This is a genomic window from Pseudomonadota bacterium (assembly GCA_026388315.1).
Classification (GTDB): Bacteria; Desulfobacterota; Syntrophorhabdia; order Syntrophorhabdales; family Syntrophorhabdaceae; genus MWEV01.
This window is the reverse complement of the sequence record JAPLKA010000100.1, coordinates 22,222-49,010: the sequence shown is the minus strand read 5'-3', so window position 1 is coordinate 49,010 and position 26,789 is coordinate 22,222. Positions and strand designations below refer to the sequence as shown.

26 protein-coding genes are annotated in these 26,789 nt (G+C 42.9%); 21 read left to right on the top strand and 5 right to left on the bottom strand.

What is annotated here, in order from left to right; genetic code table 11:
* Positions 1 to 137: 137 nt before the first annotated feature.
* Positions 138 to 1,325 (bottom strand): ATP-binding protein, encoded by a 1,188-nt coding sequence (locus NTX75_14685; protein ID MCX5817462.1) that lies wholly within the window; start codon positions 1,323 to 1,325, stop codon positions 138 to 140.
* 106 nt (positions 1,326 to 1,431) lie between these two features.
* Between NTX75_14685 and NTX75_14680 the strand changes: the two genes are divergently transcribed.
* Positions 1,432 to 2,088: an HAD family hydrolase gene (locus tag NTX75_14680; GenBank protein MCX5817461.1), complete on the top strand. Its 657-nt coding sequence runs from the start codon at positions 1,432 to 1,434 to the stop codon at positions 2,086 to 2,088.
* On the top strand, positions 2,085 to 2,363 hold the full coding sequence (locus NTX75_14675; GenBank protein ID MCX5817460.1) for a hypothetical protein: 279 nt from the start codon (positions 2,085 to 2,087) through the stop codon (positions 2,361 to 2,363). Before NTX75_14680 ends, NTX75_14675 begins: the two co-directional genes overlap by 4 nt.
* Here NTX75_14675 and NTX75_14670 read toward each other — a convergent pair.
* From NTX75_14670 to NTX75_14655, 4 genes are all read right to left on the bottom strand, one after another.
* Positions 2,350 to 3,054 (bottom strand): class I SAM-dependent methyltransferase, encoded by a 705-nt coding sequence (locus NTX75_14670; GenBank protein ID MCX5817459.1) that lies wholly within the window; start codon positions 3,052 to 3,054, stop codon positions 2,350 to 2,352. The genes NTX75_14675 and NTX75_14670 overlap by 14 nt on opposite strands.
* A 115-nt stretch (positions 3,055 to 3,169) precedes the next feature.
* Positions 3,170 to 3,319 carry a hypothetical protein gene (locus NTX75_14665; protein ID MCX5817458.1) on the bottom strand — a complete coding sequence of 50 codons (150 nt, stop codon included), beginning with the start codon at positions 3,317 to 3,319 and terminating at the stop codon, positions 3,170 to 3,172.
* 124 nt (positions 3,320 to 3,443) lie between these two features.
* On the bottom strand, positions 3,444 to 4,463 hold the full coding sequence (locus NTX75_14660) for an SDR family oxidoreductase (protein ID MCX5817457.1): 1,020 nt from the start codon (positions 4,461 to 4,463) through the stop codon (positions 3,444 to 3,446).
* Positions 4,464 to 4,510: 47 nt separating this feature from the next.
* Positions 4,511 to 5,848, bottom strand: a complete 1,338-nt coding sequence (locus NTX75_14655; GenBank protein ID MCX5817456.1) for a UDP-glucose/GDP-mannose dehydrogenase family protein — start codon at positions 5,846 to 5,848, stop codon at positions 4,511 to 4,513.
* A gap of 166 nt (positions 5,849 to 6,014) precedes the next feature.
* Between NTX75_14655 and NTX75_14650 the strand changes: the two genes are divergently transcribed.
* From NTX75_14650 to NTX75_14560, 19 genes are all read left to right on the top strand, one after another.
* Positions 6,015 to 6,476, top strand: a complete 462-nt coding sequence (locus NTX75_14650; GenBank protein MCX5817455.1) for a ribosome maturation factor RimP — start codon at positions 6,015 to 6,017, stop codon at positions 6,474 to 6,476.
* A 9-nt stretch (positions 6,477 to 6,485) separates the two neighbouring features.
* Complete coding sequence (gene nusA, locus NTX75_14645) at positions 6,486 to 7,745, top strand: transcription termination factor NusA (GenBank protein ID MCX5817454.1); 1,260 nt, start codon at positions 6,486 to 6,488, stop codon at positions 7,743 to 7,745.
* Positions 7,746 to 7,748: 3 nt separating this feature from the next.
* Positions 7,749 to 10,316 (top strand): translation initiation factor IF-2, encoded by a 2,568-nt coding sequence (infB, locus tag NTX75_14640; protein MCX5817453.1) that lies wholly within the window; start codon positions 7,749 to 7,751, stop codon positions 10,314 to 10,316.
* Positions 10,317 to 10,321: 5 nt separating this feature from the next.
* Positions 10,322 to 10,621: a DUF503 domain-containing protein gene (locus tag NTX75_14635; protein ID MCX5817452.1), complete on the top strand. Its 300-nt coding sequence runs from the start codon at positions 10,322 to 10,324 to the stop codon at positions 10,619 to 10,621.
* Entirely contained in the window at positions 10,611 to 10,961 is a 351-nt protein-coding gene (gene rbfA, locus NTX75_14630) for a 30S ribosome-binding factor RbfA (protein ID MCX5817451.1), read from the top strand. The genes NTX75_14635 and rbfA overlap by 11 nt, the downstream gene beginning before the upstream one ends.
* The gene (locus tag NTX75_14625) at positions 10,945 to 11,892 is read left to right on the top strand and encodes a bifunctional oligoribonuclease/PAP phosphatase NrnA (GenBank protein MCX5817450.1); all 948 of its coding nucleotides are present in this window, start codon (positions 10,945 to 10,947) and stop codon (positions 11,890 to 11,892) included. Before rbfA ends, NTX75_14625 begins: the two co-directional genes overlap by 17 nt.
* A gap of 64 nt (positions 11,893 to 11,956) precedes the next feature.
* Positions 11,957 to 12,841, top strand: a complete 885-nt coding sequence (truB, locus tag NTX75_14620; protein MCX5817449.1) for a tRNA pseudouridine(55) synthase TruB — start codon at positions 11,957 to 11,959, stop codon at positions 12,839 to 12,841.
* A gap of 11 nt (positions 12,842 to 12,852) precedes the next feature.
* Positions 12,853 to 13,122: a 30S ribosomal protein S15 gene (gene rpsO, locus NTX75_14615; GenBank protein ID MCX5817448.1), complete on the top strand. Its 270-nt coding sequence runs from the start codon at positions 12,853 to 12,855 to the stop codon at positions 13,120 to 13,122.
* A gap of 25 nt (positions 13,123 to 13,147) precedes the next feature.
* The gene (pnp, locus tag NTX75_14610; protein MCX5817447.1) at positions 13,148 to 15,235 is read left to right on the top strand and encodes a polyribonucleotide nucleotidyltransferase; all 2,088 of its coding nucleotides are present in this window, start codon (positions 13,148 to 13,150) and stop codon (positions 15,233 to 15,235) included.
* A 53-nt stretch (positions 15,236 to 15,288) separates the two neighbouring features.
* Positions 15,289 to 16,548 carry a pitrilysin family protein gene (locus NTX75_14605; protein MCX5817446.1) on the top strand — a complete coding sequence of 420 codons (1,260 nt, stop codon included), beginning with the start codon at positions 15,289 to 15,291 and terminating at the stop codon, positions 16,546 to 16,548.
* Positions 16,536 to 17,027: a dUTP diphosphatase gene (dut, locus tag NTX75_14600; GenBank protein MCX5817445.1), complete on the top strand. Its 492-nt coding sequence runs from the start codon at positions 16,536 to 16,538 to the stop codon at positions 17,025 to 17,027. The genes NTX75_14605 and dut overlap by 13 nt, the downstream gene beginning before the upstream one ends.
* Positions 17,024 to 17,884 carry a site-specific tyrosine recombinase XerD gene (gene xerD / locus NTX75_14595; protein MCX5817444.1) on the top strand — a complete coding sequence of 287 codons (861 nt, stop codon included), beginning with the start codon at positions 17,024 to 17,026 and terminating at the stop codon, positions 17,882 to 17,884. Before dut ends, xerD begins: the two co-directional genes overlap by 4 nt.
* A gap of 419 nt (positions 17,885 to 18,303) precedes the next feature.
* Positions 18,304 to 19,428 carry an ATP-binding protein gene (locus NTX75_14590; protein MCX5817443.1) on the top strand — a complete coding sequence of 375 codons (1,125 nt, stop codon included), beginning with the start codon at positions 18,304 to 18,306 and terminating at the stop codon, positions 19,426 to 19,428.
* Between the two features lie 303 nt (positions 19,429 to 19,731).
* Positions 19,732 to 19,920: a hypothetical protein gene (locus NTX75_14585; protein ID MCX5817442.1), complete on the top strand. Its 189-nt coding sequence runs from the start codon at positions 19,732 to 19,734 to the stop codon at positions 19,918 to 19,920.
* 124 nt (positions 19,921 to 20,044) lie between these two features.
* Entirely contained in the window at positions 20,045 to 20,194 is a 150-nt protein-coding gene (locus NTX75_14580; GenBank protein MCX5817441.1) for a hypothetical protein, read from the top strand.
* Positions 20,195 to 20,204: 10 nt separating this feature from the next.
* A complete protein-coding gene (locus tag NTX75_14575) occupies positions 20,205 to 20,714 on the top strand; it encodes a very short patch repair endonuclease (GenBank protein MCX5817440.1) in 510 nt (169 codons plus the stop codon).
* Entirely contained in the window at positions 20,698 to 21,819 is a 1,122-nt protein-coding gene (locus NTX75_14570; protein ID MCX5817439.1) for a DNA cytosine methyltransferase, read from the top strand. Before NTX75_14575 ends, NTX75_14570 begins: the two co-directional genes overlap by 17 nt.
* Positions 21,806 to 24,706, top strand: coding sequence for an ATP-binding protein (locus NTX75_14565; protein ID MCX5817438.1), 2,901 nt, complete (start codon positions 21,806 to 21,808; stop codon positions 24,704 to 24,706). The genes NTX75_14570 and NTX75_14565 overlap by 14 nt, the downstream gene beginning before the upstream one ends.
* Positions 24,696 to 26,375: a response regulator receiver domain gene (locus NTX75_14560; GenBank protein ID MCX5817437.1), complete on the top strand. Its 1,680-nt coding sequence runs from the start codon at positions 24,696 to 24,698 to the stop codon at positions 26,373 to 26,375. Before NTX75_14565 ends, NTX75_14560 begins: the two co-directional genes overlap by 11 nt.
* The last annotated feature ends 414 nt before the right edge of the window (positions 26,376 to 26,789 follow it).

Below are 26,789 nucleotides of genomic sequence, written 5' to 3'. Positions count from 1 at the left end.
AAAGCCTGCGGCTACCGGGTTTTCGGCTCTTTGTCGCCAGACACCGTTTCCATGCCCAGCACCGAACACCAAACGTTTTCACATGTTTATCACCATTGTTTCGGCCCTTCCCCTTGAACCCTCGACCCCTTGACCCCTTACCTTGGCAGTGTGAAATAAAAGGTCGCCCCTTCGTCCACCTTTCCTTCAGCCCACACCCTTCCACCATGGCGGGTAATTATCCGCTGAACAATGGCAAGGCCGATGCCTGTCCCCTCGTATTCGTCGGCACTGTGAAACCTCTGAAAAACACCGAAAAGTTTGTCGGCTTCCTGCATGTCAAATCCAACACCATTATCTTTGACAAAGTATGTGTTTTCGTCTTTTCCCTCGAATCCGCCAACCTTTATGATGGCAACGTCACGTTTCCGGCTGAATTTAATAGCATTTGAGAGAAGATTCATAAATACCTGATGCATGAGCGAGGCATCTCCATGAGTACGGGGGAACTCCTCAGCGATAAATTTCAATTTCCTTCCGGGATTAATCATTTTGAGCTCTGAGAATACTGTCTTAGAGAGCTCTCCCATATCTATCGGCGCCACATTGCATTCCTGACGCTTGAGGCGTGACAGGGCAAGGAGATCATTAATGAGTTGCCCCATCTGCTTCGTGCTTTTTTGAATAGCATTGAGAAACTGTTGTCCCTTCTCATCAAGCTGCGGTGAATATCTTTTAAGGAGCAGGCGGATAAAGCCTTCAATGGTGATGAGCGGCGTCCTCAAGTCGTGGGACACAGAATAGGAAAAGGCTTCAAGCTCTCTGTTTGCAGCCTCAAGCTGGGCCGTTCTTTCCAACACCCGTTTTTCGAGTCCTTCGTTGAGCCTACGAACCTCCCTCCCGGCATTTTTAAGATCTGTTATATCCATAAAGGACAGAACACTTTTATACGTTCCGGGAATAACGTCTACCGTTATGTAAATGTCATGTATCTCCCCTCTCCTGTTTATAAACTTCAGCTCGTAGTTCTTTGGTACAGCATCGGGTTTGATCCTCCGAATATGATGATAGTTGAGCATTTTTTCAAGGTCATGTTTCTCTATGAATTCTGTCCAGCTTTTCTTGCCTTCCAGTTCTTCCTTCGAGTATCCGGAAAGCCTCTCAAAGGTGGTATTTGCCAGAGAAATAGTGGTATCGTCTTCACCGATAATAGTGGCCGTACCGGTATTTTCAAAAATGGTCTGGTACAGCGTTTCCGATGATTTCAACGCATCTTCCACCGGTGCACATACAACAGAGACATCGCAGGTTGAATTCAATTCGCTCTTTATCTTTTCTTCTTCCAATTCTTTAACCTCTCAATCATTCTTATACATTAACGCAAAGGATTATAAATCGCAAATTGAAAATTGGGAATCGAAAATTGCTTCAATCGGTGTTATAATAGTCGCCATGAAGAAAGTAATCTCTTTTGACCTCGACGGAACGCTCGTGGATGCAAGATATGGTGATGCAGTGTGGAACCAGGGCATCCCGGAAGAGTATGCTAAAAAATATTCGGTGCCCCTCAATGAAGCAAAGGAGTTTATCATCAATAAATACAGGGGAATTGGGGATGGCAATATACTCTGGTATGAAATTCAATACTGGTTGGAAAAATTTGATCTCCCCGTATCCACACATGAACTTCTCAAAAGGTTCGAATCGCATATCGAACTATTACCCCACGCAAGGGATGTGCTCAATACCCTGAGCAAAAAATACACATTAATTGTGGCTTCCAATGCTGCACGGATATTTGTGGAAAAAGAACTTCACTATGCTGACCTGACACACTTTTTCACTCATGTTGTTTCTGCTACAACAGATTATGGAATGGTTAAAAAAGGAGCGGAATTTTATAAAAGGTTATGCGGGACATTAAACATATCGCCTTCGGAGATTGTCCATGTGGGCGACCATCCTGTCTTTGATTTCGACGCTCCGTTGAGTCTGGGAATTGAGGCATATTACCTGGATAGTCAGGGATCCGGTGTCAGGTATCGGGGACCGGTAAAAAACAATGGCCATGTAATATACAATTTGAAGGAACTCCTTGATAAAGTATGAAAAGGTGCCACAAGTGCAAGAACATCATTGAGGCAGAATCGATATTTTTCAAGGACGAATGTCCTCACTGCAGATTTGATCTCCACGTGTGTCTGAACTGCGTGTTTTATGACGAAGGCAAGGCCAATAAATGCAGGGAATCTCAGGCAGATTATGTGAAGGATAGAGACCGTGCAAATTACTGCGATTATTTCAGGTTTAATAATGCTGAAGCAAAGAAATCGGAAAAAGAAGCAGCAGAAGGATTATGGAAAGACCTGTTCAAGAAGGCGTGATGTGTGACGTGCTGTTCGTAACGGGTTTTTTCAGTACACAGTAAATCATTTTTTCAACCTTATCAATCCTGGTTTCCAATTCAAGAGAGTATTGAGAAAGAAATTTTTTTAAACTTCGTTCGCTATAGTATCTCAGGTGCGTCCTGTCATTCCATGCCTTCCTGTTTGGGACTGCCACTAAAATATACGAACCCGGCTCAAGAATTGTAAGAACCTTTTCCATCATTTTTTCGGGGTTGATAACATGCTCAAGGGTATGTGAAATGATGGCGGTGGAAAATCTTTTCTCGAATGTCATTTTTTCAATATCACCCGCTAAAAAATGTATCCTCCCCTTGCATTCGGGAAATTTTCCCATATACTCCTGTGCCATGTTGATTGCAAGGGGTGATATGTCAACGGCTGTAATAGCGTACCCCTTCGTGGCGATAATGATGTCTATTTCCCCGCTCCCGCAGCCGACATCCAGAATTTCACTTTTCAGTAAACGGTTGTCCGACAGGAAGGCAACAAGCCCGCTCTCCTCCCAGAATTCGACGGTTGAAGCTGCCGGGAGCACCTTTTGCCTGTACATATAAGACTGATCATTCACGAGAACAAAATCTTCCGGTGCAATGTCCTCTGTTACGCGAATCCTGGGGTCATCATCGGCTCTCTTTTTTTTCTTCCTGAATAATTTCAAAATATTCATCTCTGACCTTTAATTTATCCCCGGTTCGGCAAGGATACGATTCTTGTTTCTTGCTATTCACTATTCACTATTCACTGCTTACTATTCACTGCTTACTGCTTACTGTTCACTGACTTCAAGTTTGTTTGGTAAATATGATCCTGTACCGTTCCCTGTCAACATCAAAACAGGCTGTGCATCCGCTCTCTTCACAGCTTTGCGCATCCATCTCCTCTTTTGGAGGTAAGGGCTCAAGATGAACTTCAAAACCAATCTCCTTATACATTTCAACCATCTCGGTAAGCCTTGGCTCAGAGGCAACAAAGCGCTTTTCCCATCCGGCCTGTATTAATTCATCCTCTCTCTTTGTTATAAGCGATCACCCCACACCTTCAGTCTTTTTCCATTGTTTAGCTTTTGCCCTTCTCGCGGAAATATTCTATTGTTTTTTGCAAACCTTTATCAAGTGACACAAAGGGTTCCCATTCCAAAAAGGTCTTTGCCCTGGCGATATCAGGGCACCTTCTCTTCGGGTCATCTTCCGGGAGAGGGTGGAAAACAATTTCAGACCTGGAATCAGACATTTCAACAACCCTCCGGGCAATGGACAAAATAGAAACCTCATATGGGTTGCCGAGATTTACAGGACCAGGGAACCCGGAAAGGCACTGTTTCGTATAAGCATGTTCGCGGGTATGCTCCTCTGTTTCGTAGTCCATCATCCGTATCATCCCATCTATCATGTCATCGATATAGCAGAACGAACGTGTCTGGGAGCCATCACCGTATATTGTAATGGGTTCATTGTTTAGTGCCTGAACGATAAAGTTACTTACCACACGGCCATCGTCGGGTCTCATCCTGGGGCCATAGGTGTTGAATATACGAACTACCTTAATGTCTACCTTGTTCTGCCTCAGATAGTCGAAAAAGAGGGTTTCTGCCACTCTTTTTCCCTCATCATAGCAGCTCCTTTTCCCTATGGGGTTTACGTTCCCCCAGTATGCCTCCTCCTGGGGATGGACATCGGGGTCACCATACACCTCACTGGTTGATGCCTGCAGGATTCGAGCTTTTACCCGCTTTGCAAGGCCAAGCATGTTAAGGGCGCCAAGGACATTTACCTTTATGGTCTTCACAGGGTTATACTGGTAATGGATGGGACTTGCAGGGCATGCAAGGTTGAATACCCAGTCTACCTCCAAGAGAACCGGCTCTGTAACATCGTGCCGTATCACTTCAAACCCGGGGCGATTCATCAGGTGGGTGATATTCGCTTTATCACCGGTAAAATAGTTATCGAGACAGAGCACCTCATGTCCATCATGGATAAGCCTCTCACAGAGGTGAGATCCGATGAACCCCGCGCCACCGGTGACGAGGATTTTTTTCGGAATATGGTAGGTATGGTAGATGTAGTTTTTTTTCATAATTGTGTTAACCTCATAGTGGTTAAGGTATGCAAGGGGGCTCTCAATCACCTCAGTTCAGCCATCGGTCTTCCAATACATACATACTTGAATCCCTGTCGTGCAATGGTCTTCGGGTTATACTGGTTTCTCCCGTCAAAGATAACATGCTCTTTCATGAGGCCCTTCATCCTTTCAAAATCCGGTTCCCTGAAGGAAAGCCATTCGGTGACAAGAATTAATCCATCGACGTCTTCCAGGACTTCGTACTGGTTTTTCCCGAATTTGATATTCGGGTTCCCTTCAAAAATCTTCGATGCAACCTCCGCAGCCTTGGGGTCAAAGAGGTTGCAGAATGCACCGCCCCGGGTAAGCTTGTCGACTATGTATACGGAAGGGGCCTCCCGCATATCGTCCGTATTGGGTTTGAAGGCAAGCCCCCATATGGCAAAGGTCTTCCCCTTTACATCATTGTCGTAGTATGCCTCGATTCTCCCGGTGAAGGCTATCCGTTGTTCTTCATTTATTTCCATTACCTTCTCGAGTATTGAAGGATCATACCCATAGTTTTGAGCCGTCTTAATCAGGGCACGGACATCCTTGGGAAAGCAGGAACCTCCAAACCCCACACCGGGAAAAAGGAACTTGGGGCCAATCCGTGAGTCGCTTCCAATACCCCGCATGACCATCATCACATCAGCACCAAGCTTCTCACATATCGTTGCAATCTGGTTCATAAAGGATATCCTCGTTGCAAGCATCGAATTAGCAGTATACTTCGTCATCTCACTGGAGCGAACATCCATGACAAGGAAGGGTGCACCCGTACGGGTAAAGGGCGCATACAGTTCCCGCAAGATCTCCTCTACCCTCCCGTGTTCGACCCCGACGACAACCCTTTCCGGCTTCATGCAATCATCAACGGCCACACCTTCTTTGAGAAATTCGGGATTCGAGGCAATGTCAAAGGGAATGTCAACCCCCCTTCTTGTAAGTTCTTCTGTAATTGTATCCTTCACCATTTCACAGGTTCCTACGGGTACGGTAGATTTGACTATCACAATTCGATACTTCTCAATAATCCTGCCGATATCACCAGCCACCCGTTTCACGTACTGAAGATCAGCAGAACCATCTTCATCCTGTGGCGTATTAACAGAGATGAATACGATGAGTCCATGATTAACAGCCTCTTTAATGTCTGTGGTAAAGCAGAGTCTCCCCTCTTTCAGGTTGTTCTTTACCAGTTCTTCCAGGTGCGGCTCATAAATGGGGATGATCCCCTGTTTCAGATTCTCTATCTTCTTTTCATCAATATCCATACAGATCACATCATTTCCTGTTTCTGCAAAACAGGCGCCTGTGACAAGGCCGACATAACCAACACCAATAACAGATATACGCATGGAACCTCCTGTTTTTTTTATCTTTTACCCTGCAATACCTCTGAAAGTCAATAATAAATGCAGGGTTCGAGGGTTATTGTGATTTACATTGCAATAGCAAACAATATTATGTTAAATTAAACACTTCAAGTGGGTTTAGCCCGCTTTTTTAATTTAAGGGTCGGGAATGCCGGAGCAGGAAACAATCAAAAAGATTGAAGATGTTTTAATGCCTATCCTGCTTGAAGACCGTTTAGAGCTCATCGATATTGAATTTCACCCCATAGGGAAAAGATGGCTATTGAGGGTCTATATTGATAAGGAAGGCGGGGTCACGATTGCCGATTGTGAAACAGTCAGCCGGGAGCTTGGGAGGATACTTGATGTGGAAGACTTCATTGAATATACATATACCCTTGAAGTCTCATCGCCGGGTATTACAAGACCTTTAAAGAAAATGGAAGATTTTGAAAAATATAAAGGAAAACTCTGCAAAATCATTACAAAAGAACAGCTATATGGAAAGAATGATTTTGAAGGAGAAATTATAAAAACCTATGAAGATAAAGTGGACATAAAAGGAAAAATTGATGTATTTACAATCCCGATATATGCTATAAAAAAGGCGCATTTACAGTTCCACTTTTGAGGAGTAACAATGTATTTTGACTTGAGCTATGTCATCGAACAGGTAGGAAAGGAAAAGGGTATCCCCAAGGAAACGCTCGTTGAGGCCTTAGAAGAAGCAATACTCTCCGCATCAAAGAAGAAATTCGGGAACCACCTCGACCTTGAAGCAAAATATAACGTAGAACTCGGAGAGATTGAGGTTTTCCAATTTAAGACAGTTGTAGAAGAGGTGAATGAGTCAGATTCTGAGATATCTCTCGAAAATGCAAAGCAGCACGACCCCGAATGTATGATAGGAGACAGTATAGGGATAAAAATGGATACCTCGTCGCTGGGAAGAATCGCGGCTCAGACTGCAAAACAGGTAATCCTTCAAAAGGTCAGAAATGCTGAGAGCGACGTTATATACAATGAATATAAAAGCAAATTGGGAGATATCGTAACGGGTGTTATTCAGAGGATAGAAAAGAACCATTACGTGGTTAACCTTGGCAAAACAGATGCCATTCTCCCCTTTAAAGAAACAATACCAAGCGAAAATTATCGTCAGAGAGACAGGATAAAGGGGTATGTGCTTGACGTTGAAAAAAATCAAAAGGGATGTACAATCCTCTTATCAAGAACCCACCCGGGTTTTCTCATGAAGCTTTTCGAACTGGAGGTGCCCGAGATTCAGGAAGGTATCATTAAAATTCTTATCGCAGCGAGAGAACCCGGGGAGAGAGCAAAAATCTCTGTATATAGCGAAGATTCCGATGTCGATCCTATTGGCGCCTGTGTTGGCGTGAAAGGCTCCAGGGTGCAGGCCGTCGTACAGGAATTGAGGGGCGAGAAGATAGATATTATTCCATGGAATAAGGATCCGGCCAAGTTTGTATGTAGCGCCCTTGCCCCTGCAAGGGTATCAAAAGTCTACTTAAACGAAGAGGAACATGCCATGGAAATCATCGTGAATGATGACCAACTGTCCCTCGCAATCGGGAGGAAAGGTCAAAATGTGAGACTCGCATCAAAACTGACAGGATGGAAGATTGATATCAGCAGCGAGTCAGAACTGGAAAAGACCTCAAAAAAGATTATCGACGACCTTATGGAGGGTTTGGAGGTAAGTGAAATCCTTGCAAGGGTTCTCCATGACGAATATCTGCGAGATGCACAGGACATAGCAAAGCTTTCACCGGAAGAATTGAATAAAATAACAAGTATCTCTATTGAAGACTGCACAAGGATTATTGAAAGGGCCAGAGATATGATAAATAAAATCAAAAACGAGGAAATAACGGTTTAATATATGTCAAAGATAAAGCTTACAACTCTCACCGATAAAATAAGTGACGATGAAATTCTCTCAAAATTAAAGAGCATGGGGGTTAAGATAAAAGAGGTGGGGGAAGAAGCGACACCCCAGGAAAAGAGTGAAGAAAAGGCCACGCCTTCGGGCGAGACCATTGTTGAGAAGAGGGTTGCATCTACAATCATACGGAGAAGAGTACAACCACCTCCCGTTCAGGAGAAGGTAGAACTTAAGGAAAAAAAGGGAGAAAAACCCCCGAAGACCAAAGAAACACCCCCAGCAGAGCTAAAAGGAATCAAAAAAGAACCGGAAGTCAAAAAAGCCCCCATCAAAGAAGAGTTTTTAACTGCAGAGGTCCAAAAAACAGGGGCTGCGAAAGCAGAAGCTGTAAAACCGGAAATTTCCATGAAAAAGGAAATAGAAGTACCCCATGAAGAAAAAACAAAGGGTGATATAGAACTCATTGCAGAGGCAAAGAAGATAGAGATAACAAAAGTTCTTGAAGAGGCGTACAAGCAAGACCTTGAGAAAAATATAGTCCTGGGTGACAAGGAAAAAGAAGAAGAAGAGCGTAAAAGAAAGAAGACAGAAAAACTTCTTAAAAAGATAGAAGAACAGGAATTTGAAGAACAAAAACTAAAAAAGAAAGGTGTCGTTAAAAAGAAAGTTGTTATTAAAGAAGAAGACCTTTACTCTTACAAGAGGCAAAAACCAAAAGGCGCTCAATTCAGAAAAGGCAGAAGAGAAAGGGGCGTCGAGAAAAGGATTGAAGAAGAAAAGAAAATAGAAATAAAACCGGCCAAAAAGAGTATCAAGATTGGAGATGAGATCCAGGTCGATACACTGGCAAAAGGGATGGGCATTAAGGCCCAAGATATAATCCGTAAACTGATGCCTCTCGGAATTGTAGCAACTGTCAATAAAAGTATAGATTTTGACACTGCTTACCTCGTTGCAACTGAACTGGGCTACGAAGTTGAAAGGTCCCGTTCCATAGAGCAGGAATTCCAGGCCCAGGAAGACGGACAGACAGAACATCTCGAGAATCTCAAACCAAGATCCCCGGTGGTAACCATTATGGGACATGTAGACCACGGCAAGACCCTCCTCCTCGACACAATAAGGCATACAAAAGTCGCCGAGCGTGAGGCCGGTGGAATTACACAGCACATAGGGGCATATAAAGTAAATGCACACGGGAAAGAAATCGTCTTTATCGACACCCCGGGCCACGAAGCATTTACTGCAATGAGAGCAAGGGGCGCCAGGGTCACAGACATTGTTGTTCTTGTTGTGGCAGCAGATGACGGGGTCATGCCACAGACCATAGAAGCAATGAATCACGCAAAGGCAGCAAACGTCCCGATTATCGTAGCAATAAACAAGATAGATAAACAAAACGCAAACCCCGATAAGGTAACAAAGGAGCTTGCTGATTCAGGTCTTGTCCCGGAGGAGTGGGGCGGCACCACATTATATGCAAAGATCTCGGCAAAAAAGAAGGTAGGTATCAAGGAACTTCTTGAGTTAATTATACTGCAGTCTGAAATGCTCGAGCTTAAGGCAAACTCTGACAAAATTGCAAAGGGTATTATAATCGAATCAGAGCTCGACAAAGGACAGGGACCTGTGGGTACCGTAATCATTCAGGAAGGCACGTTGAAAATCCAGGACCCTTTCATTGCAGGGACAATGTTCGGCAGGGTCAGGGCCATGGTCGACGACAAAGGCCACAGGATACAGAAGGCGCCTCCATCCACACCTGTTCTCGTAGTAGGTTTCCAGGATGTCCCCCATGCAGGTGACCGTTTTATAGTAACCACAGAAGAGAGGTATGCAAGGGAGCTTTCAAAATTCAGACAGGAAAAGTTGAAGCAGCAAGAGATGGCAAAGAGCTCACGAACCACCCTTGAAGACCTCTATTCAAAGATCGGGGAATCAGAAAAAACAGTATTGAATGTAATAGTCAAAGGTGATGTAAGAGGCACAATTGATGCTATTACAGAAACATTAAAGAAAATGTCCAACCAGTTTGTAGAGATTCAAATTATCCACAGTGGTGTAGGCGCTATTACCGAAACAGACGTGAACCTCGCCATGGCTTCGGGTGCCATAATTATCGGCTTTAATACAAAACCGATTGGCAAGGCTCAAGCACTGGCAGAGCATGAAAAGGTTGAGATCAGAGCATACTCTGTCATATATGATATGATAGATGATATAAAGAAGGCTATGGAGGGCATGTTAGCGCCAAAAATTGTCGAGACGGTCATTGGCAAGGCAGAAGTCAGAAAGGTATTCAGCGTATCCAAGATAGGTACCATCGCAGGGTCTTATCTCACTGAAGGAAAGGCAACAAGAAATGCCCTTGTTAAGGTTGTGAGAAATGGTAACATCATGTACACCGGAAAGTTATCATCACTGAAACGATTCAAGGATGATGTCAAAGAGGTTCAAAGCGGTTATGAGTGCGGTATTGCAGTAGACGGTTTTAATGATATTAAAGAAGGCGATACGTTTGAATTCTTTATAGAGGAAAAAGAAAAACAATACCTTGATGGTTAAAAAATATGGTAGTTGGTGTTTCAAGCATAGAAATCTTTTTACCTGAGAGCCACTCCTTAAAAGATAAAAGGCAGGCCATTAAGAAGATAGTAGAAAAGACAAGGGCAAAATTTTATATATCTATTGCGGACATATCTCAAAACAACCTCTGGCAAAGGGCGCTTATCGGATTTTCGATTGTCGGAGTAAAACAGGATCATGTAAACTCTGCAATTGAAAATGTTTGTGAATATATTGAGTCTTTGTATATCGGTACGATCATCAATACAAGGACAGAAATCATTATAATGGGCAATGAGATATAGACGGCTCCGACTACAGGACCTTCTCAGGGAGGAAATTTCTTCAATAATCCGGAGGGATTTAAAAGATCCTGGATTCGGGTTGATCACTATTGTGGACGTGAGGGTAACAGAAGATTTACGGACAGCAAAGATATTATATTCGATATATGGCGATAAAACAGAAAAAGAAAAAACGAATGAGGCGCTCAAGAGATCGAGAGGCTATATAAAGTTTCTCCTTGGACAACGGTTAAAATTAAAATTTATGCCGGATATTCATTTTGTCATTGACGACACATATGAACATATGGAAAGGATAGAAGAAATTTTTAAAAGGGTTTCGCATGTTCCAGAAGATTAAACACATTATTGACAATGGAAAAAAGTTCTTAATTACAACTCATATGGACCCTGATGGTGATGCGCTTGGCTCTGCATTATCGATGCATTGGGTACTGGAATCACTTGGCAAAAAGTCTGTTGTATACTTAAAAGATCAAATACCGTACCGCTATAAATTTCTCCCTGCGCCCTCCTCGATAACCCACGAGTTACCAAAGGACCGGTTTGACGCCATCTTCGTTCTCGATTGCGGAAACCTCTCCAGGGTTGGAGATGGATATGAAAAGTTGAGAGAACTGGGAACAATCATTAATATTGACCACCATGATACAAATGAAACCTTTGGTGAGATAAATTTAATCACCGCGGGGACATGTTCAACGGCTGAAGTCATGTACAGGCTTTTTCATTCATTACATGTTCCATTAAGTTACAAAATGGCAATAAATATATATACTGCAATCTTTACCGATACAGGCTCTTTCAGATATGAAAACACAAATTCAAGCGCATTTCTCATTTGCGAAGAGATGTTGCGACTCGGTGTAAGTCCTTCTTATGTATCGCAGATGGTACATGAAAATCATCCAAAAGAGAGGTTCCGCTTATTCGGCCTGATCCTCACAACACTGGAGACATACGACGAGGACAGGATTGCAATAGCATGTGTCACACAGGAGATGTTCAAAAAGACGGGGACATCAAGGGAACATTCGGACGGATTTGTTGAAACCCTGAGGGAAATTAAAGATATCGAAGTAGCAGTGCTCTTAAGAGAAGTTGACGGGAATAAATATAAAGCGAGCATGAGGGCAAAAGGAAATGTGGATGTCGCCCGTGTCTGCAGTATTTTAGGTGGCGGTGGCCACAAAAGCGCTGCAGGCTGCACAATTGACGGGAACATCGAAGAAGTGAAGGGAAAAATCAAAGAGGTGCTTGCAATAAAATGAAATATAAAGTAAACCCGTTATATTTTGAAAATTGGAATTTGAAATTTAAGATTTGGGATTATTGATGAACGGTTTTCTCATAGTGGATAAAAAAACAGGTATGTCATCCTACGATGTGATCAGGAGACTGAAACGAATCTCCTCATTTAAAAAGATCGGCTATATAGGGACACTTGACAGGAATGCCACCGGGGTGCTGCCGGTGGCCATCAATGAAGGGGTAAAACTGATACCGTTTTTTGAAAACGTAGAAAAGGCCTACAGGGCACGATTCCTTTTAGGCGTCACTACAGACACATATGATATTGAAGGGAAAGTGCTTACAGAGGTTAATCCGGAAAAATATGAATACTCTACTATAGAAAATATATTGAATAAATATACCGGGAAAATAACACAGCAGGTGCCCCTCTATTCATCAAAAAAGATTCACAGAAAACCCCTCTACAAGCTGGTAAGACAGGGGATTCAGGTAGAGGCGCCTGAAAAGGAAGTTGAGATATTCAGCATAGAGCTGCTTGATTACTCTCACCCCTATTTGGATATCCATGTTACGTGCTCCAAGGGTACCTATATACGATCACTTGCTAATGATTTCGGGACTGAACTGGGGTGTGGCGCTACCCTCTATTCCCTGAAGAGAACCCTTCACGGGGAGTTTAACGACAAGATGGGCGTCGACATAGAAAACATTAATAATAAAGAAGATTTATTAAAGTGTTTAATATCCTTAGAAAATGTTTTACAATCTTTCAAGGAAATTTTTGTGGAAGAGGCGCTGGAAAGATTTCTAAAAAATGGAATGCCGGTACCTCTGCTTAACAATGCGAGGGAATGGAAGAATGGGCAATTTGCAAAAATGTTGAATAAAAAGGGTAAACTGATCGGGATCGGCATGGTTGATACGGCTTCAAAAACAATTAAAATAAAAAGATTGATCAAAAATTAAGGAGGATTTACATGTCTTTACGCAGTACTGAGAAAAAAACGATTGTTGAAGGATTCAGGGTTCACGAAAAGGATACCGGCTCTCCTGAGGTTCAGATCGCACTTCTTACTGAAAGGATAAAATCGCTTACTGAACATTTCAAAAAGTTCTCTAATGATCACAATTCGAGAAGAGGGCTGCTTATTATTGTTGGCACCAGGAGAAGGCTGCTCAATTACTTAAAGGCAAAAAATGTTGACAGGTATAAAAAGGTTATTGAAAGGCTTGGCTTAAGAAAATAAATTTAACTAAATTAAAGGAAAATTCATGAAAGACAGTATTACGATTGATTACTCAGGGAGACCGCTGACAATAAGCACAGGCGGGCTCGCAAAACAGGCAGATGGCAGCGTGCTGGTACAATACGGCGATACCGTGGTCCTCGTCACGGTTGTGTCTGATAAAAAAGAGTCTGACAGAGACTTTCTGCCCCTCACAGTGAACTACCAGGAAATGTTTTACGCAGCGGGAAAATTCCCCGGTGGATTCTTCAAAAGGGAAGGCAGGCCATCGGACAGGGAAGTGCTCATGTCCCGCCTCATAGATAGGTCAATACGGCCGTTATTCCCGAAAAATTTCAGGCATGAAACGCAAGTTATTGCAACAGTGTATTCGGCTGATCAGGAAAACGACCCTTCGTTACTCGGCATGTTGGGAGCCTCATGCGCCCTCACAATATCACAGATACCCTTTGATGGACCCCTTGCAGGTATTAAAGTAGGGCGAAAGAACGGTTCGTTTATTGTAAACCCCACCATTGAAGATATGGAAGAAAGCGATATTGACATAATCATAGCAGCAAAAAAAGAAGCAATACTCATGGTAGAAGGCGCAACAAAGTTCGTAAACAGAAATGACCTCATTGAGGCAATCCATTTTGGTCACCAGAGTATTTTGCCCTTAATTGAATGCCAGGAGCAACTAAGGGAAAGGCAGGGGAAAGAAAAATGGCTCGTAAAGGTTGAGGAAAACCTTGACGGATTGAAGGAAGAACTGAAAGGGAAAATCGAAAAAGAACTTCTTGAAGCCTTTGCCATACCTGCTAAAAGAACGAGAAATGAAAGAGAAAATGATATCTTCGAAAAACTCGCGGCGGATTATACACATATCGAGGGTTCCCTTTTACTTGAGGCCTTTGAAGGCATTACAAAAGACCTTTCAAGACAACAATTAATCACAACAGGGAAAAGGATAGACGGGAGGGCGCCTGACGAGATACGCAAAATTACGTGCGACGTGGGTATACTCCCAAGAACACACGGTTCGGCTCTCTTTACGAGAGGTGAAACACAGGCACTTGCCGTAACAACCTTCGGCACTTCGGAAGATGAACAGAGGATCGAACCTCTACAGGGAGGGGAATCTTCGAAATCATTCATGCTTCACTATAACTTCCTTCCTTTTTCGACTGGTGAAGCAAAAATGCTTCGTGGACCATCAAGAAGAGAAATTGGTCATGGCAATCTTGCCGAAAGAGCTCTTACCCCTATTCTCCCCCCTAAAGATGATTTTCCTTACACAATACGGATAGTCTCTGAGATACTTGAATCAAATGGCTCTTCATCAATGGCTACAGTATGCGGTGGTTGCCTTTCTCTCATGGATGCAGGGGTACCAATCAAGGAGCCGGTGGCAGGCATTGCCATGGGTCTTGTAAAAGAGAATGACACGGAAATCGTTCTTTCCGATATCCTTGGCGACGAAGACCATCTCGGTGATATGGATTTCAAGATTGCCGGTTCAAAAAATGGTATTACCGCAATCCAGATGGATATAAAGATCAAGGGCATAACAAAAGAAACTATGTCAAAGGCAGTCATCCAGGGGCAGCAGGGAATAGAAAAAATCCTCAACATTATGACTGAAACCCTGAGCACGCCGAGAGATACCTTATCCCTTTATGCACCGAGAATGTACACGATAAAAATAAGGCCTGAAAAAATACGCGATGTAATAGGCCCGGGCGGTAAGATTATAAGGGGCATCATTGAACAGACCGGCGTCAAGATAGACATTGAAGACTCGGGCATCGTGAGAATTGTCTCACCCGATGTAGACTCTGCTAATAATGCAATCGAGATTATCCAGAAACTTACAAAAGAGGCTGAACTGGGTGCAATCTATCTCGGGAAGGTGAAAAAGGTACTCGATGCCGGGGTTATTGTAGAAATACTGCCGGGAGCTGACGGCTTTGTCCACATAAGTCAACTTTCAGACGGGTATATCAAGAAGACTTCCGACGTTGCGAAAGAAGGCGATGAGTTTATGGTAAAGGTAATCGACATCGAACAGAACGGAAGGATTAAGCTATCGCGAAAAGCGGTACTCATGGAACAAAAAGGACAGGAAACGTAAGCGTATTCTTCGGTGTCATAGTTCAAGCTACTTTAAAAGGATGATAATCGTTAATGTACAATAAAACTGTTCTTGATAACGGAATTACTGTTGTAACCGAATCTATCTCGTACTTTTCAACCGTATCACTGGGCTTGTGGTGGAAAACAGGCGGCAGGTACGAGAGTCCCTCGAATAACGGCATATCACATTTCATAGAGCATATGCTCTTCAAGGGAACCCGGAAGAGAACCGCATTTGATATTGCGAAGGAGATCGATGCCGTTGGCGGCGCCATAAATGCCTTCACCGGAAAAGAATACACCTGTTTATATGCAAGGGTACTGAGAAAGGATACGGACCTTGCCCTTGATGTTCTCTCTGACATGTATAAATACTCGCTCTTCAATGAAGAAGACATAGAGAAGGAAAAAGATGTGATTGCCCAGGAAATCAAGATGGTAGAGGATAATCCGGAGGAATATATTTACGATATGTTCAATGCATCGTATTATAAAGATCACTCGCTGGGCATGACGATTCTCGGGAAAGAAGAAAACATTGAACAATTTACAAAAGACAGGCTTTTGGGACATTTTTATTCCTATTATTCTCCGGACTGCATGATTATCACTGCAACAGGCAGGATTAATCATGATGCTTTCGTTAATAAAATTATTGGCTTATTCCACGATTTAAAAACTCCTGGCGCACAGAAACAATTGTTAGATAAACCTGTTCCCCATAAGAGCCTGGATGTCTTCGAAAGAGACCTTGAACATACCTATCTTTGCCTTGGCACGGACGGTGTAAGCCAGATGGATAGAAAGAGGTATTGCCTCTACGCACTCAATGCCATTATCGGCGGAAGCATGAGTTCACACCTCTTTCAGGAAATAAGGGAAAACAGGGGCCTTGTATATAACATATATTCCTATGTGAATTGCTACCATGACACAGGCACCTTCGGAATCTCCACTTCCACCTCTGAGAAATTTATCGAAGAAGTCCTTGGTCTTGTCAAAGCAGAGATCGTAAGGTTACGGGATCATGGTATAAGTGATGCCGAGATCGCCTTCTCAAAGGAGCATATTAAGGGAAATCTGTTTATATCCCTGGAAAGCTCAGAGGCCAGGATGGGCAGGCTTGCAAAGAATGAGATTTACTTTGGAGGTTACATAGCCCTGAAAGAAACATTACACGAAATAGATAATATAAAGAAATCCGATGTTGATAAAATAAGTAATGAAATTTTTAAAAACCCCGGCGATATCCCGCTTACGATTCTCGGCAAAACAGATAAAGAACACGTCTCAAAAATATGGAAAGACTGAAGGTTTTAATTTCAAAAAAGGAAGGGGCACAGCTTCCTGCATATGAGACCATTGCATCGGCCGGCATGGACCTTGTCGCTTTTCTGGATGAACCCGTTGTATTGAGCCCCCGCGATAGGGCGCTGATTCCTACAGGTATTTATATTGGCATACCCGATGGATTTGAGGCGGAAATAAGACCAAGGAGCGGTCTTGCATTCAGACATGGCGTGACAATCCTCAATACGCCCGGGACAATCGACAGTGATTACAGGGGCGAAGTAAAGGTAATCCTCATCAACCTCGGAAACGAACAGTTTATCGTAAAAAACGGTGATAGAATTGCCCAGATGGTATTCAAGAATATCGTAAGGGGCATATGGGAGGCCGTGGAAACCCTGCCCGAGACAGAGAGAGGAAAAGGGGGATTCGGGTCAACAGGGGTGAATAATACAGAAAGCAAGAAAGCAAGAAAGCAAGAAGTCAACCGGATGCGATGAACCTTTATGCCTGCCTTGATAATTTCATAAGCTATCTAACCGCTGAGCGCGGCGCCTCACCACATACCATAGAAGCATACAACAGGGATATTCTCCACTTTATAAAATTTCTTGAAGATAGCTCTCTTGATGTGTTCCAGCGAGAAAATGCTGAAAGATATATGGGTCATTTAAAAGAAGCCGGCAAGAAAACACGGAGCATCGTCAGGGCATTCTCGGCAATCAGGAGTTTCTTCAACTTCCTCGTTGCCGATGGCAAAATCACCCACAATCCCCTCCAGGATATTGAAATTCCGAAATATCAATCGCCCATACCTGATGTTTTGAGTGAACAGGAAATGGTCGATCTTATCCAGCAGCCTGAAGGTTCAAAAACCTCCCTGAGAGATAAAACGATACTTGAACTGCTCTATGCTACAGGATTAAGGGTCTCTGAACTCAACCAACTTAAAAAGAGCGATGTAAACTTGGAAGGCGGCTTCCTCATTGCATCAGGCAAGAGGTCAAAGGAAAGGGTTGTACCCATCGGCGAATATTCGAAACTGGCAATTATGGCATATCTGGAGAAAGAAAAACCGAAAGGTCTTTTTTTATTCCCCAACAGAAGAGGCGGTAAGCTCACGAGGCAGGCTATATGGAAGCTCATAAAAAAATACAGCTTCATGATAGAGAAGTTCCATGTTTCTCCTCACACCATAAGGCATACTTTTGCAACACACATCCTTGAGGGGGGGGCAGATCTCAGGTCAGTTCAGATCCTGCTCGGACATGAAGATATCTCAACAACGCAGATATATACCCATGTGGACAAGAAACGGCTTAAAGAGGTTCATAAAAAATTTCATCCAAGAGGGTAAGGCAAGAAATTGCGAAATGTGAAAAGGTATGGCCGGAACGCTGTTGTTGCTCACCGTGTTCGCAATTAAACCCGGATTTATCATTAGAATCATATAGGTGTCGGACCATCCCTCTCAAACACGCTCATTCCGCTCCAGCGGCTTCAATCGCTCGCGTTCGGCTTCGGAACTTTTGCTTATGCAAAAGACCAAGCTTCCTCGCCTCTCGACGGTTTGCTCCGGGATACCCCGACACCTTCCTAACAACATATTTGGGTTTAAACCTTACGCTCCCTGCTCCGCTGCCCTCGTTCTTATCTTCGCGCCATTCATCAAAAATCGCTATTTTTTAACGGAAAATGTGGAGAAATAATATTAATTTATGGAGTGTCATTCCAAATAATTTGTTTAATTTATGGATTTAAGTTATAATGAGTTCTATGATAGCTCGTTCATACAGCATAAACGACTTGTTAAGACCAGGCAAGGCTCTTATTATTTATGGCCCGCGGCGAGTTGGAAAAACAACTCTCTTGAATGCTTATTTGTCTACAACCAACCTGAAGTTTAAAGTTGATTCCGGTGATAACATCAGGGTGCAGCAGGTTCTCGGCTCTCAGGATTTTAATCGGATTCTTGAATATGCCACCGGTTACAATCTCATTGCGATTGATGAGGCACAAAACATCCCTAATGTCGGTAAGGGTTTAAAAATCATTATCGATAACGTTCCCGACATTTCCATTATTGCCACAGGTTCGTCCTCTTTTGATCTTGCCGGTGCTGTGGGTGAACCCTTAACCGGAAGAAAAAATACGGTGGTTCTTTATCCGATTGCACAACAGGAACTCGTCTCGCTCTACAACCGTCATGAATTAAAAGAACGGCTCGAAGAGTATCTTGTATATGGGTCCTATCCTGAAGTTATTACGGCAAAAAACCGGAAAGATAAAATAGATATCCTTGATGAACTCGTAAACTCGTACCTCCTGAAAGATGTACTTGCCCTTGATAGAGTCAAGGCGTCCAGGGTGCTCCTTGACATGCTCAAGCTGATTGCTTTTCAGGTAGGAAGCCAGGTATCTCTCAATGAAATTGCCACGCAGGTGAAGCTCGATGTAAAGACTGTAGGCCGCTATCTCGATATATTTGAAAAGGCTTTCGTAATCAAGCGTATCGGCGGGTTTAGCAGGAATCTGCGCAAAGAGGTTGTTACAAAAGCAAAATACTATTTTCTGGACAATGGGATCCGCAATGCAATTATTGCCATGTTTAATCCCCTTGACAGCCGGAACGATGTAGGGCAGCTCTGGGAAAACTTTCTCGTTGCCGAGCGGATGAAAAAATATGCCTATCAGTCCCTATACGGTTCGTTTTATTTCTGGCGTACCTACGATGGCCAGGAGCTGGACTTCCTGGAAGAACGGGATGGTAAGCTCTTCGGCTACGAGTTCAAGTGGTCTCAACTGAAGAAGCATAAAAAGCCAAAATCCTGGCTCAACGAATACAAGGATGCGACATTTTCGATAATAAATCAGGAAAATTATTTGGATTTTGTTTTATAACATGCAATATCCTTTCAGGTTCAAAACCAATTCGTTTTCACTCAGTGTAACTTTGTCGTCATCGGGGCCGCACAATCCTCAATGTAGCGCTGCTACACCTCCGGTTGGCAACCCTTCGTCTTCGCGTTCTCTAAGCGAATCCGAATTGGTATTACTGCATGACATGGTTGGTTTGGGGAGTTGCTGCTTTTGGCGCTCCATGCCCTGATGAACAAGGCGAATGAACGTCCTACTTCCGAGCGGAGCGGACGTCCCACGTCCCACGGTGGTCCGCCATGCATCAAAAAATCCCTTCGGCCAGAAATGCTTAAAAAAACTGAAATGGGAAAAGTTATTGAAATAGTAAAGGGTGTCCCATCTCTTTCGGAGAGGAGAATGACAAGTGAAATGAGCGAAGAACATCTCTTTGATTTTTCCAGACTTCCTGCAAACCGTCAGGTTTTTGCAGCAAAAGAAGATTTATTTCTTGACAGGATGCCCTCTAATGGATGACCCTCAATTTTCTGTCAAAAAATGATTTACAAACAGTCTACAAAAGTAGGAAAATGATTTATCCAACAACGTTTCAGGATAGGAAGATGCGTCGGGCGCAATCAATCGTGCAGGAGGGGTAGCAATGGCGTATTGGTTTATTGTAATATCAGGAAGAAGACCTTCGATCATCGAGAGAGAAATATTGATGCAACTACTTTCTTATGATTTTAATCCATCCCAATTTGGTTATCTGGAAGCCAAACGCCATGGTTATATCAAGCGGACGAGGTAGAGCAAAAAAAATGACTGATACGGTAGACAAACAGACGCGAAGCAACATGATGTCGGCGGTTCGGGGAAAAAATACCAAGCTGGAAACCGAGATCCGTCGAAACCTCTTTGCCCGGGGCTTCCGTTATCGTCTTCATGCCCGCCATTTGCCCGGAAAGCCTGACATGGTATTCCCCAAGTACTCAGCCATCATTTTTGTTCACGGATGTTTCTGGCACTATCATGGGTGCGCTCGATCCACCATTCCTGAAAATCGCATGGAGTGGTGGCAAGAAAAACTTCAGAACAACAAAATCAGGGATGCTAAGGCTTTGATAGAGCTTTGCAATGACGGTTGGCGCGTTCTGGTTGTGTGGGAATGCTCCGTGCGTAGACCTGGGCTTGACCGCGAGAAAGCGCTTGACAGTGTGTGCATACGTGTAGGAAAGTTCCTGAGATCAGAAAGAAGCTTCCTTGAGATTTCGGGTCCGCTGCATAAAGTTAAGCCGGAAAGACAGGTGGATTGTGAAGAAACAACATAATTCGACAATACCACCCATCCGGGTTTACGACTTCTTCTCCGGTTGTGGTGGGACGAGCGTCGGGTTCCGGCAGGCCGGTATTCAGCACGCATTGGCGGTTGATTCGTGCCCTGATGCCATACGCACTTTTCAAAAGAATTTCCCAGGGGTCCCTGTTATTAATGAACCCATCGAAGTGATAGATATTCAACAGATAGAGGCTTGCTACAGCAACCAGACAGAGATAAAACTCTTCTGTGGTTGTGCCCCGTGTCAACCATTTACCAAGCAGAAAACTAATACAAAAAAAGCAGTTTCTTTGGATGAGAGACGTGGACTGCTGAATTATTTTGCTGACGTTGTTCATTCATGTCTACCCGAATTAATTTTTATTGAGAATGTGCCAGGTATACAAAATGTTTCCCTTGAGGATGGTGGACCCTTCACCGCTTTTGTAGATCAACTCAATAAAGACAAATACTCGGTTGCTTTTGATGTCATAACAGCACAAGACTACGGGGCGGCTCAGGTTCGCAGACGCTTGGTGCTGATGGCGAGCAGGTTGGGCGAGATAACTTTGCCTGAGCTTACACACGGTCCGAAAACTTCCAAGGCATATATCACAGTCCGAGATGCCATCGGAAGCTTTCCTCCAGTGGCACATGGCGCTGAGCATCCAGACAAGCGGAAGTACCCCAACCACCGTGCGGCAAAGCTATCAGCATTAAATTTAGAGCGCATCGAACATACAGGTCCTCAGGGGCGACGAGACTGGCCTGATAGGCTTTTGCCAAGATGCTATGCGAAGAAAGAGAACGGAGAACGGTACGAGGGACATTCGGATTGCTATACACGGCTTGCATGGAATGAGCCCGCACCAGGGCTTACAACTCGCTGCATCAGTTATTCAAACGGGAGGTTCGGGCACCCAGAGCAAGACCGCGCAATCACGGTTAGAGAAGCTGCAAGGCTCCAGGGTTTCCCGAATAGCTTTGTTTTTACTGGTTCTCTCAATTCCATGGCTCGTCAGATTGGTAATGCGGTTCCTGTGCCGGTAGCAAAGGCGTTCGGCAAGCATTTCGTAAAACACGTCAAAACCGTGGAGCACAAAAATGGCAAAATTTAGAACCAAAGCGCGAGCGGTAGATCATTTGGGTCAGGGTCAAATAGCCGATCTGCCTACCGCCATAACGGAACTTTGGAAAAACGGCTATGATGCATATGCCGACACTCTGTCATGCGATTTATACAGGGAAGGTTACAAAGGACTGGGGTCTCCAATCTTTACGCTTTCCGATGATGGTACCGGTATGTCCAAAGAAGATCTCCTTGATAAATGGATTGTTCTGGGAACCGAGTCGAAAGCCCGAGGAGCCCAAGAATTAACTGAAAACGACCGGCTCGGTAAGCCACCCAGAATCCCACTCGGCGAGAAAGGAATTGGTCGTTTATCAGTAGCCTATCTCGGATCACCGATGCTGATGTTGACAAAAAAGAAAAGCCATCCTTGCATGATGCTCTTCGTAGATTGGCGCATTTTGAGTAATTATAATTTATACCTTGAAGATCTGGATATTCCGATAAGAACCCTCAATCGAAATGCTCCCATAAAGGATTCCTTGAATGCACTATTAAGTGATTTTGAAGAAAATTTGAATTCGGATACGTGGGAAGAACATACCGATCTCGCCTTGACTATCAGAAGGACTCTAAAAACAGTCCGGTTTCCTGAATTTATTCTGGAAGATCGACTCTTCGGTTTTTTTGATGATGATTTTCACGGTACGATGTTCATCATATTCGATCCTCATCCACAGCTTCTGGAATTGAGCATCGAAGGAGCCTGGTCTAGCGATGTCGACGGCACCGTTAAATACCTGCGTTCCTCGCTGAACGGTATCACAAATGCCTTCAAGGGAGAACAACAGCTTTTTCAAGCATCTTTTAATATCCACTCGGATACGGGGTCATATGATCTAATTTCGAAATCATTGTTTTTTACTCACGATGATATGTTTGCGGCCGATCATTGGCTCTCCGGTAACTTTAATTCGGAAGGAGAATTTAAAGGCAGACTTCAGGTATTTAATCAGAATTTCGAAGTATTTTTTCGTCCTAACAGACCTCCCGGCAAAACACCGTATGGTCCGCTTACAATCGAGTTCGGATTCATAGAAGGAGATGCAAAAAATACTAAGCTACCAAGAGAACAATTTGACATACTTACTCGTAAGGGCATGCAATTCGGTGGTATATATATCTATCGTGACGGATTCAGAGTTCTGCCCTACGGAAGGACGGAGTATGATTTTCTGGAATTCGAAGAACGTAGATCGCGTAGTGCAACCTATTATCAATTCAGCCATAGGCGTTTATTCGGCTATATCGAAATATCGCGAGAAAGAAATCCTGACCTCATAGATAAGGCAGGGCGAGAAGGATTCATTGCAAACAGAGCCGATCGAGAATTTAGAAGGGATCTGAAGGAATTCTTTACCGATTTGTCAGTTCGTTACTTTCGCACCGTTAATCCGGGTGAGCTTCCCACTTCTCGCGAGGAGCAACTTGAAGAGATCAAAAAGATAAATGCAAGAATTCTTGCCGCCGAAAAAAAGAAAAGCAAACAAAGCATTACGAAATTTAAAAGGGAACTTAGGGAATATTCAGCCAATGTAGTACAGTTGAAGACACAGACGGAAAGCTTGTACGAGCGCTTGAAGACGGATATGCATCAACCGAGAATAGCGTATAGCGATGCAGCGAGACTTGTTGCCGAAATTAGAAACAATAAAATGTTGATCGGGAAGTTAAGATTGAGCAAGCCTGCCAGAATTTCCCTTACCGATTCGCTCAAGGAACGATATGCCGACTATAGGGAAAAGTTTGCTTCGGCAATGGGGTTGGTCGATAAATGTGATGAACTCATAGCTGAATTACAGAAGAATTTTTCACAGGATAATTTGGAAAGCGAGTTTACACGAAGGTTGAAAAGCTATCAATCCGACCTTACAAGCACTTTACTGCGCTATAAAAAGCGCATCGAAAATTCGATTGAACCGCTTATTGATAAAATAAAGTTTGATATCAACGACGTATCCGGGGCGTTTTCATATGATTCAGGAAAATTCAGTAGTGATGATAATGAGGATACTGACTACAATGCGTTGCTATCTCGTTTGGATAGCCTTTACAACGAGTATCTAAACGATATCCAGAATAAGTACGGGAACTTAACGGATCATTTAGAAGGGTTGGACACTGAAATAGATGATGATGCATTGGTCGGTTGGTACAAAGAAGAATATGAAAAGATAGAGAAGAAAGTCGAAGCCATGCATGAGCTGTCTCAATTGGGTATGGCAATTGAAATAATTGATCATCAATTCAATGTGTTATATGCAGAAGTGGATCAGGCCATTAAATTCTTCAAGCAATTTTCGGATAGGAATCCAGATGTTAAATATAACTATAATCAGCTAAGGCAAGCATTTGATCATCTTGAAACCAATCACCAGTTGCTCACACCACTTTATAGAACCTCACGAAGAACGAGAACCGAAATAATGGGTTCCGAAATCAGCGATTATCTAAAAAAGTTTTTCAGCGCACGGTTTAGAAGGCATAGAATAAATTTTTCTACTGATAACGCATTTAATGAGTACAAATTCTTTACATTCGAATCGGTGATCAAGCCCGTATTTATTAATGTAATTAATAATGCCCTGTATTGGCTTCTTCCTGTAAAAGAAAGAAAAATAGAAATACGTATGAAGGATGGAAAAATACTTATTCTTAATTCGGGTGCCAAAATAGAGGACGTATACCTCGAAGACATTTTCACGTTGTTTTTTTCAAGACGCCCGGGAGGTCGAGGAATCGGACTGTATTTGGCCAAAACAAACTTACATACGATCGGATATGAAATATATGCAACAAATGATAGGACCTTAAATAAACTTGGGGGGGCCTGTTTTATAATCGAACCATACGAGGAGACCGATAATGAGCTTTGAACTTGTTGCGGAAAAAATTGTAAGGAACTCTATTAGGACAGCTTATGCGATCGATGACGAATTCGTTGAACCCTATACAAAGCAAAGAGGGAACAAAGAAATTTCAAAAGAGCTTTTTTCCTCCTTCAGGAAAGCTGGCTGTTCTCTGGAGCTTGCCAGATTTTCAAACAAAAGAAAATGGGAAAAGGAACAAAAACTAAACTTAGGGAAAAAAGACCTGTTGATCCTCGATTGGGAACTCAACAAAGGGGGGATTAAATTTAAAAGCGCCCTTCGTATTCTTGATCAGGCAGTCCAAGAGTCAGGATTGCCATTCATTTGTATTTATACTCATGTTCCAAATCTTGATGAAGTAGCTCAAAACGTATTCTCTTATTTTTGGTATTCTCAGGCTCAACAAAACATTATAAAAGAGGCGATCGATAGTTTTATTGATACGCTTGAAGAAAGGATCGAGGACTTCGACGAAAATGTTTTTGTTAAAATAGCCGAGAAAATTCTTGAATTGATCAAACAGCCGCTCAAGGAAAAGGAACTATTAAAAGAGATTAAGAGAGGCATCCACGAAAAATTCGGTCAAAATGCAAAGTCTGCCATTGAAAGTGCTGGCAATGAGTTTTTTAAACGACCTGAATTGAAAGATATATTGACTTACTTTGTACTTGGAAATCAGAAATATCTTAAATCTGGAAAGAAAAAACAAGATAATCGTATTTTACCCGTACAAAGCTCTGAGTGTCCTTATTCTTTCCTTATAAACAACGCACTGGTCCATATTTTTCAGAAAACAGGGACCGCCCCCGTTAAACCTGACCAACTATATTCCATCTTATCGAAGGCCATTTATAATAGGCCCAATAATTTCGTATCGCTATTGGGGCTTGAGTTTAGAAATCATTTTAGAGATAAAGCAAAAAATCTAGGTCGCGAACTTAATGCTATCAATGAGGATGCCTTTTTTTATCACCAAACTTGCGTGGAAGGGAATGGCGATTCTGGTGAGCAATTTTCATTTTTTATGAAAGATATTTGGAATTCTCAGGTTGTCGGGGATTGGCATGCGCATACTCCCGAAACACTGAAAGTTATCGAAAGTTATAAAACAAAAATTAATTTTGAGCAACAACTTAATAAAATCAAAGAAGATAAAGGTAATAATATTAAGAATGATTTGGCGCGTTTAAACAAACGATATTCAATTCTCAATTGGGAACCGAAACCGCCGTCTTCTTTACGTTTTGGAGATATTTTTAAGACATCGTGTCTTGATATTCCCTATTTGCTCTGTATTACCTCCCATTGTGATTGCTTTCGTCCCGAGAAGATCAAAAATCATTTTCTTTTCGTTGCTGGTAAAGAAAAGAATTTAAAGAGCGGACTTTTGACAGGTGAAGACGGTTTTCAATCTTTCATTAATGGCCCCAACGATGGCGTTTTGTGCATAGAATGGGAAGGCAAGCCTTTCAGTTTACATATTGATTCTGCAAGATTAAATCTTAAGAAACCTTTAAAGGTTAAATACAAACAGCAAAATATTCAGATAGATTTTCTGTGTACTCAGAAAGAAAATTATACACAAAGAGTAGCAAATTTCGCATTCGGCAATGCCGGCAGGGTAGGAATAACAATTGCCAATTTACATGAATTTAAAGGATCAGAGTCAACGTAATTTTATGGGAATAGCCCATGGGACGGGCATGTCCTTCAATATCTCTTTGCCTCCGATTGGAAATTATACGCTTGATAACTTGATAGATCGTTGCCCCCCTTACACACATTGCGCATTATGCGCCTTTCTGACCTGGCATGATGAATTGAATACTTTATTTTCCTAATTTAATCGAGATATTGCAAGCATTTTCTTTCCTCACATCTAAATAAAGCAATTGCGAAAGTAAAGATATACAACGTAGAGCGAATAGCGGAGAGGGTGATCGTGGGACGTCCGATTGAGAACCGGGGTGACCCGAAAGCAGTTAATCACTTAATCACTTAATTACTCAATCACTTATTTACCTGAATTACTCAGACGGAAACGGTTTCCGTCACCGCCACGGAGAGATTTGCCGCAACAGTTGCGACC

Coding starts and splice junctions, on each gene's coding strand:
- NTX75_14655 (MCX5817456.1), bottom strand. CDS start 5,848: ATGCGTATATCTGTTATTGGTGTTGGTTATGTCGGCCTTGTCACAGGC.
- NTX75_14660 (MCX5817457.1), bottom strand. CDS start 4,463: ATGAAAAAAAACTACATCTACCATACCTACCATATTCCGAAAAAAATC.
- NTX75_14650 (MCX5817455.1), top strand. CDS start 6,015: ATGCCGGAGCAGGAAACAATCAAAAAGATTGAAGATGTTTTAATGCCT.
- infB (MCX5817453.1), top strand. CDS start 7,749: ATGTCAAAGATAAAGCTTACAACTCTCACCGATAAAATAAGTGACGAT.
- nusA (MCX5817454.1), top strand. CDS start 6,486: ATGTATTTTGACTTGAGCTATGTCATCGAACAGGTAGGAAAGGAAAAG.
- xerD (MCX5817444.1), top strand. CDS start 17,024: ATGAACCTTTATGCCTGCCTTGATAATTTCATAAGCTATCTAACCGCT.
- NTX75_14580 (MCX5817441.1), top strand. CDS start 20,045: ATGGCGTATTGGTTTATTGTAATATCAGGAAGAAGACCTTCGATCATC.
- NTX75_14605 (MCX5817446.1), top strand. CDS start 15,289: ATGTACAATAAAACTGTTCTTGATAACGGAATTACTGTTGTAACCGAA.
- NTX75_14675 (MCX5817460.1), top strand. CDS start 2,085: ATGAAAAGGTGCCACAAGTGCAAGAACATCATTGAGGCAGAATCGATA.
- NTX75_14565 (MCX5817438.1), top strand. CDS start 21,806: ATGGCAAAATTTAGAACCAAAGCGCGAGCGGTAGATCATTTGGGTCAG.
- NTX75_14680 (MCX5817461.1), top strand. CDS start 1,432: ATGAAGAAAGTAATCTCTTTTGACCTCGACGGAACGCTCGTGGATGCA.
- NTX75_14590 (MCX5817443.1), top strand. CDS start 18,304: ATGATAGCTCGTTCATACAGCATAAACGACTTGTTAAGACCAGGCAAG.
- NTX75_14665 (MCX5817458.1), bottom strand. CDS start 3,319: ATGTATAAGGAGATTGGTTTTGAAGTTCATCTTGAGCCCTTACCTCCA.
- NTX75_14560 (MCX5817437.1), top strand. CDS start 24,696: ATGAGCTTTGAACTTGTTGCGGAAAAAATTGTAAGGAACTCTATTAGG.
- NTX75_14585 (MCX5817442.1), top strand. CDS start 19,732: ATGCTTAAAAAAACTGAAATGGGAAAAGTTATTGAAATAGTAAAGGGT.
- NTX75_14575 (MCX5817440.1), top strand. CDS start 20,205: ATGACTGATACGGTAGACAAACAGACGCGAAGCAACATGATGTCGGCG.
- NTX75_14625 (MCX5817450.1), top strand. CDS start 10,945: ATGTTCCAGAAGATTAAACACATTATTGACAATGGAAAAAAGTTCTTA.
- pnp (MCX5817447.1), top strand. CDS start 13,148: ATGAAAGACAGTATTACGATTGATTACTCAGGGAGACCGCTGACAATA.
- rpsO (MCX5817448.1), top strand. CDS start 12,853: ATGTCTTTACGCAGTACTGAGAAAAAAACGATTGTTGAAGGATTCAGG.
- truB (MCX5817449.1), top strand. CDS start 11,957: ATGAACGGTTTTCTCATAGTGGATAAAAAAACAGGTATGTCATCCTAC.
- dut (MCX5817445.1), top strand. CDS start 16,536: ATGGAAAGACTGAAGGTTTTAATTTCAAAAAAGGAAGGGGCACAGCTT.
- NTX75_14635 (MCX5817452.1), top strand. CDS start 10,322: ATGGTAGTTGGTGTTTCAAGCATAGAAATCTTTTTACCTGAGAGCCAC.
- rbfA (MCX5817451.1), top strand. CDS start 10,611: ATGAGATATAGACGGCTCCGACTACAGGACCTTCTCAGGGAGGAAATT.
- NTX75_14670 (MCX5817459.1), bottom strand. CDS start 3,054: ATGAATATTTTGAAATTATTCAGGAAGAAAAAAAAGAGAGCCGATGAT.